This window comes from Metabacillus lacus (assembly GCF_009674805.1).
In the GTDB taxonomy this organism is placed as follows: Bacteria; Bacillota; Bacilli; order Bacillales; family Bacillaceae; genus Metabacillus_C; species Metabacillus_C lacus.
Window position 1 is genome coordinate 1 of sequence record NZ_WKKI01000020.1, and the last position, 17,324, is coordinate 17,324.

A 17,324-nucleotide genomic window follows, 5' to 3' on the forward strand; every position below is an offset into this window, starting at 1 on the left:
TCCGTCCAAGCCATCTTATGCTTGTCAGGGCTGAGCGGGCGCCTTCCGCTTTTCGGTTTGTCCAGCTCCAGGCGCCAACGGCTCGAGGTCATAAGCCATCTTGATCAAGAGGTCAAAGAGCGACCTCATGCCCAAGCTGTCTTATGCTTGTCGCCGTTGAGCGGGCGCCTTCCGCTTTTCGGTTTGTCCAGCTCCGGCAGCTAGGCCCTCGAGGTCATAAGCCAATCATCTCAAAAAGGCAAAGAGCGCCTTTTAGAGATGCTCGTCTTATGCTTGTCGGGCCTGGCAAGCTGCCTGCGCTTTTCTAGTTAAAAAGATCACTAGACAGATACCTTTCACCTGTGTCACAGGCAATACATACGACGATTTCTCCTGGTTGGAGCCGTTTGGCTACTTCAATGGCTGCAAAGCAGGCTGCACCTGAGGAGGGACCTACTAGAATGCCTTCTTCTCTTGCAAGTCTTCTCGTAATGTCATAGGCCTCTTCATCTTTGATTTGGAGAATTTCATTGTATACGTCCTGGTTCAGTATGGCAGGAATGAAGCCGGGACTTGTGCCGACCAGCTTGTGCTTGCCCGGTTTTCCTCCTGATAGAACAGGGGAGCCTGCCGGTTCTACTACGTGAACGGAAAGTTCAGGATATGTTTTTTTAAGTTCTTCGCCGGTACCCGTAATTGTTCCGCCGGTTCCGGATGTTGCAACAAATGCTGATAAAGGTTTGCCGATTTTCTCCATTGCTGTGACAATTTCTTTTGCCGTAGTGCGACGGTGGGCATCTGGATTAGCAGTATTATCAAACTGCATCGGCAAATAGCTGTTTTCTATGCTCTCTGCCAGTTCCTTTGCTTTAGCAATGGCACCAGGCATTTTTTCGTCACCCGGCGTAAGAACAACCTCTGCACCATATGCTTTTAGTAGATTGATTCGTTCTGCTGTCATCGTATCCGGCATGACAAGAATGGCTTTATACCCTCTTGCAGCAGCATTCATTGCCAGTCCAATCCCGGTATTTCCGCTGGTAGGTTCTATAATCACAGAACCATCCTTAAGAAGGCCTTGTTTTTCAGCTTCAACAATCATATTAAAAGCAGCTCTGTCTTTTACACTTCTGCTTGGATTGTAAAACTCCAGCTTCAGATAAATATCTGCTCCCTGATCTGGACATACCCTGTTCAGCTTCACGAGAGGGGTATCACCTATCAGTTCAGCTATATTGTTTGCGGTTTTCATAAAGCACCTCTCTTATCATGAATAGTTAAGGTGAATTTTATCATAATATCCAGTAATGCATGCAAGAGATGCCTGCCTACAAGAAGAGTATGCCTCTTCCTTTATGAAGGCATCCTTTTTTGTTAAAATTAGTTAACCATGAACTGAAAGGAATAAGATTATGAACAATCACTTTTTTATAGCAGCTGCCCTGCCGGAAAATCTCTCACTTGCCATACAGAATTGGCATCAGCAATTTTTTAATAAGAGTGATTTTCATAAATGGGTTCATCCGCTGGACTATCACATCACCCTTGCTTTTCTGGGAAGCCCTTCTTCTTCTGAACAGCTGAAGAAAACAGCAGAAAGTGTTATGAGAGAAGCAGCCCTCCTGCAGCCCTTCTCACTGGAAATCCATGGTGCAGGGACGTTTGGACAAAATAAGGCTCCAAGGATTCTATGGACTGGTGTCAAAGCTTCCCAACAGCTGAATGAGCTGAGGCAAAGCGTTTACTCAATCTGTGAGGAGCATGGCTTTCAGCTTGATAAAAGATCATTCAACCCTCATATCACTCTTGCAAGAAAGTGGAAGGGTGCCGGAGAATTCAAGCTTCCGGAATCCGCAGTAACAGAGCTGAACAGCAGCCGATTTTCTTTTCAAGTGAAAGAAGCTGTATTGCTTCAAACCTTTATGGATGAAACACCAAAATATAAAGCGGCCGCAGAGTTTCCTCTTGAAGGAGGCTGAAAACATGGCTAAATATCTAAAAATTTTCCTGCAGATTATGCTTTTGGCTGTCATTTATGCTCTTGGCAGCCTTTTGCAAGCTGGTTTGGGCTTACCTGTGCCGGGAAGCATCATTGGAATGGTTCTTCTGTTTGCAGCGCTCGTATTCAACGTGATTCCTCAAAACTGGATAGAAGAAGGAAGCACATTTTTGCTAAAGCACCTTACTTTGCTCTTTATTCCTGCAACAGTAGGTTTAATAGATTACTTGGATCTTTTCAGCGGGATTAACAGCATCACCTTAATCATCGTGATCTTCAGTACTGCACTTGTTATGACATGCTCTGCTTTCCTCTGTCAGATGCTGGCAGGTTTCGGAAAAGAAAAAAGCGAGAAGGTGAATATATGATTTTGTTTTCACTTTCTATGGTCATGCTGACAGCATCAGCTTATTTTCTATCCAGAAAATTATATAGCCGCCTCCCGCATCCTTTGCTTGTGCCAATTGTCACTAGTACAGCTGCTATTATTCTGGTTCTCCTGCTGTTGAACATTCCCTACAGCAGCTATATGGCGGGCGGAAAGCTGATAGATATTTGGCTGGGACCAGCTGTTGTTGCCCTGGCTTTTCCGCTTTATCGTTATCGCAGCACCCTGTTTGCTTATTTCGCACCAGTCATTGCCGGAATTTTAATAGGTACCGTTGTTGGAATTGTCAGCGGAGTCTATTTGTCTCTTCTTTTCAGGGTGGATCTGGAACTAATTCTCTCATTGGCACCTAAATCGGTGACAACTCCTGTGGCAATGAGCATTTCAGAAGGAATTGGAGGTATTCCTCCTTTAGCAGCCGTGTATGTGATGTGTGCAGGTATTTCAGGAGCGATGTTTGGTCCCCCTCTTTTGAAAGTGCTGCGCATCAGGGACAGTGTTGCAGCAGGAATCGGACTCGGGGCCGCTTCTCACGGGATTGGAACTGCGAAGGCCCTGGAACTTGGCGAGCTGGAGGGGGCAGCAAGTTCCATATCAATGTCACTTAGCGCTTTGTTTGCAGCTTTGCTCTGTCCGATCATTATTTCTATTATTCTTTAGCGGTAAAGGGGTTGTATCTTCCATTGGCTCAACTTATTAAACTAGCAGACTATATAACAAGATATGAAACTGACATATACAGATATCCCGGACAGTTTATCCGACTGAAAAAACAGCAGTGGAAAAAAACATTTTCAGCATGGGAAGAGGGCAGTACAGAGAATCTGCTGAAGCAAAAGAAGCTGCAGCTGGAGAAAATGCCGCCCATAGAGAAGGAACATGCACTCAGGAAATTCAGAAAGCTGTTTAAAAAGAAATATGAAGAAACGAAGGCTCTCGAAGCACCCCAGATCCTTGAAGATTCAGCTGAAGATAGTATGGAGTTTGCTTTTGCCTCTCTTCCCAATAACGAAAAGGAGCTAAAACAGCTTTTTCTGGATCATATTTTTGATTTTCAGTTAAAATGGGCCAGTTCAACAATTTTCGAAACATCTTCCGTTGATTCAGTCTTTAAACGCGACAGCACATTAAAATATTTTCTTCAAACCCTGCCTGATCAGTATCTTCTGCTCTACCGCCCGGTTTTTCAAATGAAAAAGGCATCAGTGGAACTTGAGATCATTTTAATCAGTCCCCGAGAAATTCTTTGCATCACCATGCTGGAGGGGCAGGATAATGCTTTGTTTGTTGAGTCCAAAGATCACTTTTGGCTGAAAAAAGCAGGCGGAGGAGAAAAAAAAGTACTGAATCCGTATTTGTCGCTCAATAGAATGGGAAATATCGTCTCTTCTGTTTTACATGATGTTCACGACAGATTGCCCGTTAAAAAAATGCTTTTGTCAAGAAATGGCTACATTGAAGCAAATCAGAAACCATTTGATGTGGATATTATTGATAAGAGAAATTTTCAAAGCTGGTACAACAGTAAAAAATCATATGCCTCCCCAATCAAACATAATCAGCTGAAGTGTGCAAAAAGCCTTTTGATTCATTGCAGGAGCAATGGATGGAAAAGAACAGAATGGAATCGTACACCCCCTGTTGTACTTTCAAAAAGCAGCAGCGAGACTGATGGAAACTAAAGTGCTGAAAAGCACTCAGACCGCAGGCGAACTCGAGGATTTCGAGATTGCCTGCGGTCTATTTTATTTTTAAGATATAGAACGAATACCAATGTGGTTAGTTTTCTACGGGGGGGACAAGTGAGACCCTACAGGAGCGTCAGCAATGAGAAGGGTTACCGCCCGCCCCCCGGAAAGCAAGCACCCGGAGCGAAAGCCTTTTCCACCATACAGAATCTCGCTACCTTTTGTCGACAATCTAAGCGCCGCTTTTTTTGTGGATATCTGGGCTGATTCCTAACCTGCTGAGGGTGGAGAAGGCCGGATGGGAAAGGATTCCATAAGGTGCAACTTAAAGGTATAATAATTGGAACTATATCTAAGGCAAAGCGGTGTAAAGAATGAAGGATTTGGTATTTATTATTAATCCTGCTGCGGGAAACGGCAGGGGGGCTGGAACATGGAGAAAGGTTAAAAAAATTCTGGATCGGGATGGAGTTCAGTACCGGTCTTTTCAGACTGAATATCAGGGGCATGCAGAAATACTTGCCAGGCAGATTGCCTCACTCGGAAACCACAGACTTCAATCGATAACGGGAATCGGCGGAGACGGTACCATACATGAAATAATTAACGGCCTTTCGGAATACGAGCATATCCATGTAGGTTATATTCCTGCAGGTTCGGGGAATGACATAGCAAGAGGTTTTAAGACCTCAAAAAAACCAGCAAAAGCTCTAAAAAATATCTTAAAACAGCACAATAAAGGAAAATGCAGGGTTTTTGACGGGGGCAGATTGTCCCTCGATCACTTTGGCAATCACAGGCTGTTTCTTAATAGTGCAGGCATTGGGCTTGATGCTGCTGTAACGGCTGCAGCCTCTCAGCTTCCTTTTAAAAATATGTTAAATAAAGCTAACTTGGGCTATCTTAGCTATGCAGCTGCTCTGCTGCATACGCTGCAAAGCTTCCAGCCCTGCAATATGGAAGCAGTCATTGACGGTAACAGTTTTCAATTTGAAAAGGTATGGCTGATTGCAGTGGCAAACCAGCCATATTACGGAGGCGGAATGAAGATCGCTCCCCAAGCGGTTCCTACAGATGGACTTTTACATATCACAGTCGTAAAGGAGATTCCGAAATGGAAGCTTCTGCTCCTGTTTGTAACCGTTTTTACTGGTAAACATACATTATTAAAAGAGGTAGAAATCCTCACATGCAAAGAGATTTTTTTAAGAAGCGAAGTGCCTTTGCCCGTTCAAGCAGATGGTGAAATAGCCGGTGAAACCCCGGTGATTGTATCAGTTCTTGCTTCCAGAATGAATCTCCTTACATAAAGCACATAATCCTGCCTATTTTTGGTAATAATGGTAGTTATCTCAGCTGAAAAGGGAGAGAAATCGCGATGTTGTTTATTGACCGCAAGTATAAAGCATATTTGGATGGCTGGAATTGCATAACGGTACTAATCCCCTTGGATGACTTTGAAGATGAACAAAAAGTCTTTTATTTGCATCTGCAAGAAAAGAAAATTCAACTTAAGATCGATCACTCTTTTAAAGTGGAGAAATATATGAAGTATAGCTGCAGCTTTCAAGAAGCTTTCCCTTTTGGAGAAGTTTGCTATATGGAAGACGAGGCTGGAGTCAAGACGGATGTCCAAATTGGAGCGGTCATTCGTACAAAAGAGTTTGATGAAGCCTTTTATTATGAGGGCAGACTTGGACCTCAGTATGATAATGGCGAAATTGTGTGCAAGCTGTGGGCACCCGCTGCAACTTCTGTCAAACTTAAACTGATTCATCCTGTGACAAACGAAGAAAAGCTCTTTACTTTAACAAGGGGAGATAAGGGCGTATGGAGAAGCAGTATCAGCAGCAAATACCTCCAATGGACTTACACTTTTCTTGTTTGCAACAATTTGATCTGGAAAGAGGCTGAAGATCCATATGGAGCTGCTGTGACCGTTAATGGTACAAAGAGTGTTCTGCTGGATCCCCGCAGTATAATCGTGGAAAAATATGAAGTGCCTGCGCTTCAAAAGCCTACTGACGCCGTTATCTACGAGCTTCATATCAGGGATTTTTCCATTCATCCAGACAGCGGAATCCAAAATAAAGGAAAGTATGCTGCGTTTTCTGAGGTAATGACCGCAACACATTCAGGATTTTCCACAGGTATAGCTTATTTAAAGGAAATGGGAGTCACACACATTGAGCTTCTTCCTTTTAATGACTTTGGGGGAGTCGATGAAGAGCATCCGGAAAAAAGTTATAATTGGGGATACAATCCGCTGCATTTTAATGCTGTAGAGGGAAGCTACTCAACAGATCCCCATAACCCCGGCACTAGAATTCAGGAAGCAAAAGAAATGGTTCAGCAGCTTCATCAGCACGGTTTTAAAGTAATCGCTGATGTCGTGTATAATCATGTGTTTCTTCGTGAAACCTGCCCTTTTGAAAAAACAGTTCCAGGTTATTTCTTTCGCCATGATGAAAATGGATTTCCTTCAAACGGAACAGGAGTAGGAAATGATATAGCGTCTGAAAGAAAAATGGTTCAAAAATATATTTGCGATTCTATCGCCTATTGGATTGAGCAATATGATGTAGATGGGTTTCGCTTTGACCTGATGGGAATTTTAGATACAGAAACAATGAACAAAATACAGAGTATTGCCCGGACGTTCAAAAGCGATATACTGATTCTCGGAGAAGGCTGGGACCTGCCTACACCTTTGGCGCATGATCGTAAAGCCACAATGGCTAATTCGGGAGCAATCAAAGACATCGCCTTTTTTAATGACCGCTTTCGGGATGTGATTAAAGGAAGCACTTTTCAAGCGGAAGATTGCGGATTTGCCTTGGGAAATGAGCATACAGATGATGAAGTAAAACAGCTTGTGGCCGGTTCAAAGCATTATTTCTCGTTAACCCCTTCAACAGCCGTTAATTATGTGGAATCTCATGACAACCATACTTTCTGGGATAAAGCACTGCTGTGCAGAGGCGATATGGAAGAACAGGAGTTGAGGGAGAGGCAGAAGCTTGCGACTTCCATGGTTCTTCTTTCGCAGGGCATTCCTTTTTTGCATGCGGGACAAGAGTTTTATCGAACAAAAAAAGGTGAAGAAAACAGCTATCAGTCCCCTGACGACATTAACCGGCTGGACTGGGAGAGAAGAGAGGCATATGCTGAGGATATCAAATACATTCAAAAGCTCATTGCCCTCAGGAAAGAGAATGGAGCTTTCCGGTTTGCCGATCAACAGCAAATTGACCAGCATATAGATATTGGGAGCTGCGGCAGAGGCAAGATTGTCATCCACTATCATCATATTCAGGATTACTGCCCTTGGAACTGCATGATTGTTGTTTTTAGCAGTACAAGGAATAGGGAAGTGCTCCCTCTCCCATCATCCGGCTGGAAGATCTTCTGCACGCCTGACAGGGTGCATGAGGGAGGAACAATGGTGGAAAGCAGCGATCTATCTCTTGAGCAAATAGGAACTTATATTCTCTATAAAGAGTAGTTTTTCAGTTTTTCTTGACGAAATTTGTATGATAACGATAAAATTTAGTAGGATGGCTATTGTATGAACAGAGTTGATTTCCAATAGCCATCCTATTTATTTTTAAAATATTCTACAAGAAATGATGGGTTGAAATTGATGGAGAACTGGTTGGAACATCTATTAGGTAAAGAATGGGAGGTTTTCCCTGCTGGAGGCGCAACGGGAGAAGCATACTTCGCGCAGAAGGAAGGGCAAAAACTCTTTTTAAAACGAAATAGTTCTCCCTTTTTGGCTGTGCTCTCAGCGGAAGGCATCGTTCCAAAACTGGTTTGGACAAAAAGAATGGAGAACGGTGATGTGATCACCGCCCAGCATTGGCTGAGCGGCCGCGAGCTGAAGGCTAAAGATATGGATGGGGAAAATGTGGCCCGGCTTCTTCATAAAATTCACAGTTCTAAGGAACTGCTTGAAATGCTGAAACGCATGGGCAAGCAGCCGCTTACTCCACATTCAGTACTAGATGATCTTAACCAGGCTTTGAAGTACGAACCGTACATATTCCCGGAGATTTCTCAGGCTGTCCAATACCTTGAGAAAAATGTCCAGGAAGTGGATTTTGAGGACAAAGTTGTCTGCCATTGCGATATTAACCATAATAATTGGATGCTGTCTGATCATCAGCAGCTTTACCTAATTGACTGGGATGGAGCAATGATTGCCGATCCTGCCATTGACCTTGGCCCCCTTCTGTATTCCTATATTAAGGAAGAGGACTGGGGAAGCTGGCTGTCTGCATACGGACTTGAGCTGACTGAGAACATGCTGAAAAGAATGTATTGGTATGTACTTGCCCAGGCCATTACCTCCATACTTTGGAATAAAGCAAAAGACAATGTGAAGGAATTAGGCACAGGGCTTACTTCGCTGCAGGTGCTGCTATCAAAAATTCATCAGGAAAACTGATCAATATCAGAGACCCATTGTGTGAGCTCATTTTTGTGCTGAAGTATGTGGTTGTCAAGTTCTGATGAATTTCTGCCTGACTGGCTGTAATCATAAATATCCTGAAGAATCGGTTTAAGGTTGCTGTCCAGATTTGTGTGAACCATCAGTGACTTAATAAGCCTTTCAACCTGCTCGCATTCTGCTACAGTTCCGCAGCAGTCCTGTTCGTGTTCTGATAAAATGTCACGCAAAAGGCCTACCTGGTGCTTATATTCCAATGGCATACGTCCACACCCTTTCTTCATTAGCATACATCATTAACTTGTTCATAAATCCGGATTTTTATTCCGGCACCAAAAGAGCTGCCCCTTAAAGGGACAGCTCTTTTTCAATTGAAGCGTTCTGTTGATCTTTTGTGCTGCATTGATGTGGGATGGCTGGGCACGATACGGTTCCCTCATTGAAAGAAAAAAAGAAAAACAGCTCACTTGCTGGCTGAAAGTTTCAGCTGTTCTCTTCTGATTTTTGTCTTATATTTCCTGCGGCTCTCTAACTCAAAAGGATAGATAAGCAGGGCATAGAAGAAAAATATGACTGCAGCCGCGATAAGGACAAGCACTTCTGCGATTTTTTCAGTAAGCTTCAACATATATCAACTCCGTTTTCATTAGTCCTGTAACATATTATCCAAAAACCAAACTGGGGTACAACGGACTGGAAGGGTGTGAGAGAGTAAATGGCGTGCCTGGGCATGATAAGCTTCGTACACATCTTTTATATGCAGAATACCTTGCACATACTTTATGATGCTCAGCTTCCTGAGGGAATTTGTGCTTGCGCAGCGATTTTTTTCGTGATATGTTAAGCAACATCATAGACAATATTAACAGAGGTGTAATTCATGCGTTTACGAAATAAACCTTGGGCAAAAGATTTTATCGCCCAGCATCCCCACCTGCTTATTCCCCAACCAAAAGAAGTAATGGGCAGCTGGAATTCTATTTTTAAAAATGACAATCCTATTCATATAGAGGTCGGAACCGGAAAAGGGCAGTTCATTCTGGGTATGGCTGAACAAAACCCTGACATTAATTATATCGGGGTAGAACTGGCAGAGAGTGTTGTAGTTGCGGCCCTGCAAAAAACAATTGAAAGCGCCTTGCCCAATGTGAGACTTCTCAATGTGAATGCCGAGGAGCTTCCGGACATTTTTAAGAGCGGCGAGGTAGATAGAGTATATTTGAATTTTTCTGATCCCTGGCCTAAAAAGAGGCATGAAAAAAGGCGCCTTACTTACCGGACATTTCTTGAAACGTACGAACGCATTCTGCCAAAAAACGGAGAAATCCACTTCAAAACTGACAATCAGGGGTTATTCGAATATTCCCTAACAAGCTTATCGGCATATGGTATGCTGCTCGCCTATATCAGCCTTGATTTGCACAAAAGTGATTTTGAAGGAAATGTTATGACAGAATATGAAGAAAAATTCTCCGCAAAAGGCCAAAGAATTTATCGTGTAGAAGCAAAATATCAAAATTAGTACTGTTATGCTTGTGCGCTGCACAAGCTTTTTTATTTGGGCTGGAGATTGAATGGTTCATGAAGCACCTCATAATGTGAAAGGCGATATTAATGACAGAAAATTTGTTACAATAACAGAAGGGAGGGATGTATGATGGAGAAGCTTCAAATTGGAAACATAAGTGTTTCATGGTTGGACGGGGGTGTAACGCATCTTGATGGCGGAGCAATGTTTGGTGTAGTTCCAAAAGCATTGTGGACAAAAAAATATCATGCAAATGAAAATAATTTGATTGAATTGCGCACAGATCCGCTATTGGTGCAAAAAGGGAACCTGAATATCCTGATCGAAACTGGGATTGGGAAAGGAAAATTAACAGAAAAGCAAAGAAGAAATTATGGGGTTAGCCAGGAATCAAGATTAAGGGAGTCACTGCAAGAAAAGGGCCTGGTGTATGAAGATATACATTTCATTATTATGACTCATCTGCATTTTGACCATGCAAGCGGCTTGACTGCTGAGGAAAACGGAATGATAAACTCTGTCTTTCCAAATGCAAAAATAGTCGCAAGTGACATTGAGTGGAATGAGATGAAAAATCCGAATATTCGTTCAAGGAACACCTATTGGGAAAATAACTGGTCCGGCATTGAGAATCAAATGGTAACCTTTCAAGAAAGCTTTGAAGTAACAGAAGGAATCACTGTTCATCATACAGGCGGCCACAGCGACGGCCACTGTGTAGTGGTTCTGGAGGACAGCGGTGAAAGTGCCTTACATATGGCAGATCTAATGCCCACACATGCCCACTGGAATCCTCTCTGGGTTCTTGCGTTTGATGATTATCCGATGACATCTATAGAACAAAAGCAAAAATGGCTTTCCTTTGCTGCTGAACGAAATTCATGGTTCACCTTTTATCACGATGCATATTACCGCGCTGTAAAATTCGGCGAAAAAGGGCATGTAGCTGAATACGTAGAAAGAATTAGATAACGCAAAAAAAGACAGCATTCAGCTTAAGAAATGAAAAGCTGGTGCTGTCTGAAAAGCGCCGAATGGCGCTTTTTCTATGAGTAAAATTTATTTTTCCAGTACTGTAACATCAAGGATATTACCTGTTTCTGTATCCACGACTGCCTCGTATTGTTCAAGTTTTCCCTGAATTGTACGGGTAATGCCCGCTCTGTATACCTTGTGTGGCTGATCGTCCGTGGTATAGTCTTCAGGGATGGTATAAATCCAAGAGCCATCCACCGGCCCTTTTTGCTTAAAAGCACTTTTTACAATGCTAAGTGCTTTATCAGAGGAAACTGCAGGTGTGTTCAATTGTTTTTTAACAAGGTAAGCTGCTGCAATTCCTGCGCCTAAACTTATAGCAACGTTTTTAAATTTCATTTTTTCAGCCTCCAATTGTATCTTCCTCTACACTATGTACAGTATACAACAGCGCCGCAGGGATGTTAAGTAAACTGGAAACATAGTCAATGTTTAGGTAGAATAGGGTGTACATACATAATATCTTTTATCAAAATAAAGAATTGGAGGATTTCCTTATGAATCATGAAACGTTAGAAATGTTCAGGACGCTAACCGAGCTGCCGGGCGCACCGGGCAATGAGCATGAAGTCCGTCAATATATGCGCAGTGAGCTTGCCAAAGTTTCTGATGAAATAATTCAGGATAGACTTGGAAGCATTTTCGGAGTTCGAAAATCATCTGATAGTGATGCACCGGTTGTTATGGCAGCAGGGCATATGGATGAAGTCGGGTTTATGGTTACCTCCATTACCGAGAATGGAATGCTCAGGTTTCAGCCCCTGGGCGGATGGTGGAGTCAGGTTCTCTTAGCCCAAAGAGTCAATGTGTATACCGAAAATGGACCTCTAGTGGGTGTTGTAGGATCTATTCCTCCTCACCTATTAAGCGAGGATCAGCGGAAAAAGCCGATGGATATAAAAAATATGCTGATTGATATAGGTGCCGATAATCGAGAGGATGCGAAAGCTGCCGGGATTAAGCCGGGCCAGCAGATTGTTCCCGCAAGCGAATTTACACCCCTGAGCAATTCGAAAAAAATACTCGCAAAAGCATGGGACAACAGGTATGGATGCGGTTTGTCCATTGATCTCCTGAAGGAGCTTAAAAATGAGAAGCTTCCAAACACACTGTATTCGGGAGCAACAGTTCAGGAAGAAGTAGGCCTCCGCGGCGCGCAAACAGCTGCACATATTGTTCAGCCGGATATCTTCTTTGCAATGGATGCCAGCCCTGCAAATGATATGGGCGGAGATAAAAATGAATTTGGCCAGCTCGGCAAGGGAGCTCTATTAAGAATTCTTGACAGAACAATGGTCACGCACAGGGGAATGAGAGAGTTTGTGCTGGATATGGCAGAAACACATAACATTCCTTATCAATACTTTGTATCTCAGGGAGGCACTGATGCCGGCAGAGTGCATACAGCAAATGGAGGAATACCATCAGCAGTCATTGGGGTTTGCTCAAGGTACATTCATACTTCCGGATCCATTCTCCATGTAGATGATTATGCGGCAGCGAAAGAACTGCTGGTAAGGCTTGTAAAAGCAGCAGATCGTTCAACAGTTGATGAAATTAAAAAAGGAAGCTGAAGATGCAAATAGCAGTTGGCACCTTGAATAAAGCGAAGCTGGAAGCAGTTCGCAAAGCGATGTTAGTTGAACAAAGTGCAGTCATATTCCCGGTTGACGTTCCATCCGGCGTCTCCTCACAGCCTTTTTCTGATGAAGAAACAATGCTGGGAGCTGTAAACAGATCCAAAAAGGCAGCTGAATTTGGTGAAGCAGATGCAGGTATTGGTCTTGAAGGCGGAATATATGAAGATTCCTCAGGATTTTACCTAACGAACTGGGGAGCACTAACGGATAAGACAGGGAAGGTGTTTACTGCCGGAGGTGCCAGAATTCTGCTGCCTTATGAAATCGGGCTGCATGTGAAAAAGGGTGTAGAGCTGGGCATCGTTATGGACTCTCTTTTCTCTGCAGAAAATATCCGGGAAAAAGAAGGCGCGGTAGGCATCTTTACAAACGGAATGGTGAGCAGATCTGAGATGTTTGTTCACATTGTAAAGCTCCTGATGGGACAGTATTACTTTCATTATAACAGGTGAAATGCAGCGGCTCATTGCCGCTGCTTTTTTTAATTGCTGCAGGCTGGCGGGATGCCCGACAGTCATGTGCTGCTATGGGAAGGTCCGTTGCAGCGTGACTTTCTTTTTATTTCGGCTGTGGTTTATTTTCCAGCCTGGGTTCTGTAAGGAAAATGGCTTAAATGCGAAATACTAAAACCAAAGGTCGGGCTTTGTTCTACTATCTTTGTTCTACTATCTTGGCTAAAACGCGAAATACTATAACAAAGAGAGCGTCTTTGTTCTACTATCTCCTGGATGCTATAACAAAGAGGGGGTTTTTGTTCTACTATCTCCTGGATGCTATAACAAAGAAGGGGTTTTTGTTCTACTATCTTGGCTAAAACGCGAAATACTATAACAAAGAGAGCGTCTTTGTTCTACTATCTCCTGAATGCTATAACAAAGAAGGCGCCAGCCCTTCGAGGTCATAAGTCAATCCAGCCTAAAGGTTAAAGAACAACCTTCATTCTGGCTTGCCTTATGCTTGTCAGGGCTGACCGGCGCCTTCCGCTTTTCTTTTTTGTCTAGCTCCGCCGGCTAGGCCTTCGAGGTCATAAGCTGTCTTGGCCAAAAGGTCAAAGAGCGACCTTCCGTCCAAGCCATCTTATGCTTGTCAGAGCCCGACACGACGTCGGACAGTCATGCGTTGCCACAGGACGTGGCGCTCTTAGCATGACTTCCTTTTCGCCGGCTCCGCTTTTCTATTCAAATATATATCCCAAAGCCCTTACCGCCTGGCCCACTGTTTCTACGGTTACGTTTGCCTTGTTAGATAGTTCTTTCAGCGGGTGATGGAGTGCTTCCGGACGGATAAGGATCAGGGGTTTGCCGAGTGATACTGCACTTGCTGCATCCATTGCTGTGTTCCATTGTTTGTACTTTTCTCCGAACAGCGCAATCACAATGTCTGATTTTTGCATCATGACTGCAGTTCTCAGGTTATTTAAGTCGGAAGCTGCATCGTCTTTATAAATGCTGCCGGGCTGGGTACCGTAAATTTCTTCCCCAATATTGTCAGATACTTCATGGTTTTCCTGGGGGCCGACAAACATAATCGGCAAGTTGAGAGACTCTGCCTCTTTTTTGATGTCTTCTCTCCAAGATGTATGTATTTCTCCTGCAAGATAAACCGTTAATTTCATATTGAATTCCTCCTTCTATCTATTTTTTACCCTTTTTAGGATAAAATGAAAAGATAAAAGCTTGATAACTGAAAAATAGCAGATATGATAGATATTGTCATGATATTAATTATGAGGAGAGGCGTACATATGAAAGAGTTTTTAAAGAGAAAAGGTGTTACCCTTTCACCAAGAGTTTACTTTGTAGATGCCCTTAGCTTTATGGCCCTGGGCTTATTCTCTTCCTTGATTATCGGGCTGATTGTGAAAACAATTGGAGAGCAGCTCTCGTTTACTCCGTTTGTGGATCTGGGGACGCTGGCCATGGGACTGATGGGTCCGGCTATAGGCGGAGCGATTGCGTACGGGCTGAAAGCTCCTCCGCTTGTGATTTTCTCGTCTATCATCAGCGGTGCGGCGGGTGCAGCCCTGGGAGGGCCGGCCGGGGCGTATACAGCCAGCCTGCTTTCAACAGAAATTGGGAAGATGGTCAGTAAAGAAACAAAGGTGGATATCATTGTTACGCCGCTTGCTGTGATTTGTTCAGGCTATTTCATTGCCAGTGTGATTGGTCCTTCCATTGCTTCTTTTATGCAGGGTTTTGGAAGCCTTGTCATGTGGTCTACTGAACAGCAGCCGATTGTCATGGGCATTCTTGTGGCAGTTTTAATGGGGCTGGCGCTAACAGCTCCTATATCAAGTGCAGCAATTGCGCTGATGCTTGATTTGCACGGCCTCGCAGCAGGAGCGGCTACCATCGGGTGCTGCGCGCAGATGGTGGGTTTTGCAACAAGCAGCTACAGGGAAAATAAATTTGGAGGCTGGGTTGCCCAGGGAATCGGGACTTCCATGCTTCAGGTGCCGAATATTGTCAGAAACCCGCTGATCCTGATTCCGCCAACAGTTGCCGGGGCAATGCTCGCTCCTTTTGGATCTGCACTATTTCAGATGACGAACAATGCTGCAGGGGCAGGAATGGGGACAAGCGGCCTGGTCGGCCAGATTATGACTTTTACCTCAATGGGCTTTACCGCAGATATATTGGTAAAAGTTCTGCTGCTGCATTTTGTTGGCCCCGCAGCCATTAGTCTGGTATTATCCGAATGGATGAGAAAAAAAGGCTGGATAAAGCCTGGAGATATGAAAATCAATACTGGAGGCTGAAATAATGGAAAAACTTCAAAGCATGGAACAATATGAACAAGTAATCAAAGAAGATCGGACAATCCTGATGTTTTCTGCAGGATGGTGCCCGGATTGTGTTGTAATAGAACCCGTGCTTCCAGAATTGGAGCAGGAAAACAGCGAGTATACTTTTTATTATGTAGACCGCGATCAATTCATTGACCTATGTGCAGATTTAAATGTATTCGGCATTCCCAGCTTTGTCGCTTTTCACAAGGGCGGAGAAATAGGCAGATACGTTAATAAAGAGAGAAAAACAAAAGAGCAAATACAGGAATTCATTCATTCATTACCATCATCATGAAGTAAGGGAGGATGCTGATCACCTTGAAATCAAAAGAAATGGCAGATACTATTATTAAAAAATTAAAAGAGCATCCATGGCTTACGAATTTTGATAAGGAAAAAGATACGCTCAGAATTGAAGAAAGCAGCACCGGAAAGGGTATGACCATTTCCCTGCCTGGCATCATTGCCAGATGGGAAAATGAAGGTGATAAAGCTGTAGAAGAGGTTGTGTATTATATTCAGGAAACCTTTGCAGCAATGGGAAGGGAAGCTGTCTTTTCAGGAAGCGAAAAGGGAATCTTCCCGGTAATCAGATCCACGTCATTTCCTTCAGAATCCAGCGATGGTGTTCCTTTAGTTACAAGCAGCCATACTGCCGAAACACGGATATATTACGCTTTGGATCTGGGTAAAACTTATCAGCTGATAGATGAAAATATGCTGAATGCTGAGGGATGGAATAAGGAACAGGTAAGAGAAGCCGCGCTTTTCAATCTTCGTTCTTTAAAACATAGTGCCAAGGCTGATAGCGTGGCCGGCAATGTATTTTATTTTTTTAATTCCAATGATGGATACGATGCGAGCAGAATTTTGGATGAACGAATTCTAAAAAGCTATCAGGAAAAAGCGGAAGGAACATTGGCAGTGGCCGTTCCGCATCAAGATGTGCTGATACTGGCGGATATTAGGAATGAAACGGGATATGACGTTCTTGCACAGATGGCCATGAGCTTCTTTGCGGGCGGCAGAGTACCGATTACCGCTTTGTCATTTCTATACGAAGATGAAGAGCTGGAACCGGTCTTTATCCTTGGGAAAAACAGACCGCTGCCGGATAAGAAAGGATGATTGAAAATGAACGTTTTTTATAATGCAGAAGGTATTGGAGATACTCTGCTAGTATATATAGCAGACATAGACAAGGAAAAAAGAAGTTTTGAAAAAAAAGGCAATGTAGTACGCATTTTTGAAGAGGGTACGAATAAAACAGCAGGGTACAATATTTCTCAGTTCAGCGAATATGAAAGCCTGCAGAAACAAGGGCAGGTAACTCTTACGGAAGAATTTGTGGATAAATTGAATCAAATCCTTGAAGGAGAAGGCTACAGCGAAAAACTGGAAGTGGATTTATCGCCTAAATTTGTTGTAGGACATGTTGTTTCTAAAGAAAAGCACCCCGATGCAGATAAGCTGAGTGTGTGTCAGGTAGATGTAAAAACAGAAACACTTCAAATCGTTTGCGGAGCGCCAAATGTGGAAGAGGGACAGAAAGTAGTAGTCGCAAAAGCAGGGGCTGTTATGCCAAGCGGGCTTGTGATCAAAGATGCTGAACTTAGAGGTGTGGCATCAAGCGGCATGATTTGCTCTGCAAAGGAGCTTAACCTTCCGGATGCTCCGCAGGAAAAGGGCATTCTTGTTCTTGAAGCATCAAGAGAAGTCGGAGAAGCCTTTCAATCCTAAAAGAGACTCCCACAAATAAACACTGTATTTCGAAAGGTATAACAAAAGAAAAAGAGTCACTAGAATATGAGCTAGTGGCTCTTTTT

At 43.4% G+C, this 17,324-nt stretch carries 20 protein-coding genes; 15 read left to right on the forward strand and 5 right to left on the reverse strand.

Annotated elements, in window-relative coordinates; all coding sequences use genetic code 11:
* Positions 1 to 304: 304 nt before the first annotated feature.
* Complete coding sequence (cysK, locus tag GJU40_RS11245) at positions 305 to 1,231, reverse strand: cysteine synthase A (protein ID WP_154307858.1); 927 nt, start codon at positions 1,229 to 1,231, stop codon at positions 305 to 307.
* 160 nt (positions 1,232 to 1,391) lie between these two features.
* On the opposite strand from cysK, the gene thpR reads away from it, so the two are divergent.
* The 7 genes from thpR to GJU40_RS11280 all read left to right on the forward strand — a co-directional run bounded on the left by thpR (position 1,392) and on the right by GJU40_RS11280 (position 8,504).
* The gene (gene thpR, locus GJU40_RS11250; RefSeq protein WP_154307859.1) at positions 1,392 to 1,958 is read left to right on the forward strand and encodes an RNA 2',3'-cyclic phosphodiesterase; all 567 of its coding nucleotides are present in this window, start codon (positions 1,392 to 1,394) and stop codon (positions 1,956 to 1,958) included.
* 4 nt (positions 1,959 to 1,962) lie between these two features.
* Positions 1,963 to 2,346, forward strand: coding sequence for a CidA/LrgA family protein (locus tag GJU40_RS11255; RefSeq protein WP_170289386.1), 384 nt, complete (start codon positions 1,963 to 1,965; stop codon positions 2,344 to 2,346).
* Positions 2,343 to 3,026, forward strand: a complete 684-nt coding sequence (locus GJU40_RS11260) for an LrgB family protein (protein ID WP_154307861.1) — start codon at positions 2,343 to 2,345, stop codon at positions 3,024 to 3,026. The genes GJU40_RS11255 and GJU40_RS11260 overlap by 4 nt, the downstream gene beginning before the upstream one ends.
* Before the next feature lie 23 nt (positions 3,027 to 3,049).
* Positions 3,050 to 4,048 (forward strand): NERD domain-containing protein, encoded by a 999-nt coding sequence (locus tag GJU40_RS11265; RefSeq protein WP_154307862.1) that lies wholly within the window; start codon positions 3,050 to 3,052, stop codon positions 4,046 to 4,048.
* 380 nt (positions 4,049 to 4,428) lie between these two features.
* Positions 4,429 to 5,364 carry a diacylglycerol/lipid kinase family protein gene (locus tag GJU40_RS11270; protein ID WP_154307863.1) on the forward strand — a complete coding sequence of 312 codons (936 nt, stop codon included), beginning with the start codon at positions 4,429 to 4,431 and terminating at the stop codon, positions 5,362 to 5,364.
* Between the two features lie 68 nt (positions 5,365 to 5,432).
* A complete protein-coding gene (gene pulA / locus GJU40_RS11275) occupies positions 5,433 to 7,559 on the forward strand; it encodes a type I pullulanase (RefSeq protein ID WP_154307864.1) in 2,127 nt (708 codons plus the stop codon).
* 138 nt (positions 7,560 to 7,697) lie between these two features.
* Entirely contained in the window at positions 7,698 to 8,504 is an 807-nt protein-coding gene (locus GJU40_RS11280; RefSeq protein ID WP_425481219.1) for a phosphotransferase family protein, read from the forward strand.
* Here GJU40_RS11280 and GJU40_RS11285 read toward each other — a convergent pair.
* Together GJU40_RS11285 and GJU40_RS11290 are read right to left on the reverse strand one after the other, a co-directional pair.
* Entirely contained in the window at positions 8,492 to 8,770 is a 279-nt protein-coding gene (locus GJU40_RS11285) for a YtzH-like family protein (protein WP_154307866.1), read from the reverse strand. The genes GJU40_RS11280 and GJU40_RS11285 overlap by 13 nt on opposite strands.
* 200 nt (positions 8,771 to 8,970) lie before the next feature.
* Positions 8,971 to 9,135 carry a hypothetical protein gene (locus GJU40_RS11290; RefSeq protein ID WP_154307867.1) on the reverse strand — a complete coding sequence of 55 codons (165 nt, stop codon included), beginning with the start codon at positions 9,133 to 9,135 and terminating at the stop codon, positions 8,971 to 8,973.
* Between the two features lie 252 nt (positions 9,136 to 9,387).
* Here GJU40_RS11290 and trmB point away from each other — a divergent pair, with 252 nt between their 5' ends.
* Together trmB and GJU40_RS11300 are read left to right on the forward strand one after the other, a co-directional pair.
* Positions 9,388 to 10,029 carry a tRNA (guanosine(46)-N7)-methyltransferase TrmB gene (trmB, locus tag GJU40_RS11295; RefSeq protein WP_154307868.1) on the forward strand — a complete coding sequence of 214 codons (642 nt, stop codon included), beginning with the start codon at positions 9,388 to 9,390 and terminating at the stop codon, positions 10,027 to 10,029.
* A 135-nt stretch (positions 10,030 to 10,164) separates the two neighbouring features.
* Positions 10,165 to 11,007: a YtnP family quorum-quenching lactonase gene (locus GJU40_RS11300; RefSeq protein WP_154307914.1), complete on the forward strand. Its 843-nt coding sequence runs from the start codon at positions 10,165 to 10,167 to the stop codon at positions 11,005 to 11,007.
* An 87-nt stretch (positions 11,008 to 11,094) separates the two neighbouring features.
* Here GJU40_RS11300 and GJU40_RS11305 read toward each other — a convergent pair whose 3' ends face one another.
* A complete protein-coding gene (locus tag GJU40_RS11305; protein ID WP_154307869.1) occupies positions 11,095 to 11,409 on the reverse strand; it encodes a PepSY domain-containing protein in 315 nt (104 codons plus the stop codon).
* Positions 11,410 to 11,567: 158 nt separating this feature from the next.
* Here GJU40_RS11305 and GJU40_RS11310 point away from each other — a divergent pair, with 158 nt between their 5' ends.
* Both GJU40_RS11310 and GJU40_RS11315 read left to right on the forward strand, forming a co-directional pair.
* On the forward strand, positions 11,568 to 12,644 hold the full coding sequence (locus GJU40_RS11310; protein WP_154307870.1) for a M42 family metallopeptidase: 1,077 nt from the start codon (positions 11,568 to 11,570) through the stop codon (positions 12,642 to 12,644).
* A gap of 2 nt (positions 12,645 to 12,646) precedes the next feature.
* Positions 12,647 to 13,162, forward strand: coding sequence for a DUF84 family protein (locus GJU40_RS11315; protein ID WP_154307871.1), 516 nt, complete (start codon positions 12,647 to 12,649; stop codon positions 13,160 to 13,162).
* A 722-nt stretch (positions 13,163 to 13,884) separates the two neighbouring features.
* Here GJU40_RS11315 and GJU40_RS11320 read toward each other — a convergent pair.
* Entirely contained in the window at positions 13,885 to 14,325 is a 441-nt protein-coding gene (locus tag GJU40_RS11320) for a YtoQ family protein (RefSeq protein WP_154307872.1), read from the reverse strand.
* A gap of 129 nt (positions 14,326 to 14,454) precedes the next feature.
* Here GJU40_RS11320 and GJU40_RS11325 point away from each other — a divergent pair, with 129 nt between their 5' ends.
* From GJU40_RS11325 to ytpR, 4 genes are read left to right on the forward strand one after another with little or no spacing between them, the layout of a single operon-like run.
* Positions 14,455 to 15,468: a PTS sugar transporter subunit IIC gene (locus GJU40_RS11325; RefSeq protein ID WP_154307873.1), complete on the forward strand. Its 1,014-nt coding sequence runs from the start codon at positions 14,455 to 14,457 to the stop codon at positions 15,466 to 15,468.
* 4 nt (positions 15,469 to 15,472) lie between these two features.
* Positions 15,473 to 15,793, forward strand: a complete 321-nt coding sequence (locus tag GJU40_RS11330) for a thioredoxin family protein (RefSeq protein WP_154307874.1) — start codon at positions 15,473 to 15,475, stop codon at positions 15,791 to 15,793.
* 11 nt (positions 15,794 to 15,804) lie between these two features.
* The gene (locus tag GJU40_RS11335) at positions 15,805 to 16,626 is read left to right on the forward strand and encodes a DUF1444 domain-containing protein (RefSeq protein ID WP_212029827.1); all 822 of its coding nucleotides are present in this window, start codon (positions 15,805 to 15,807) and stop codon (positions 16,624 to 16,626) included.
* A 6-nt stretch (positions 16,627 to 16,632) separates the two neighbouring features.
* Positions 16,633 to 17,238 carry a YtpR family tRNA-binding protein gene (ytpR, locus tag GJU40_RS11340; protein ID WP_154307876.1) on the forward strand — a complete coding sequence of 202 codons (606 nt, stop codon included), beginning with the start codon at positions 16,633 to 16,635 and terminating at the stop codon, positions 17,236 to 17,238.
* The last annotated feature ends 86 nt before the right edge of the window (positions 17,239 to 17,324 follow it).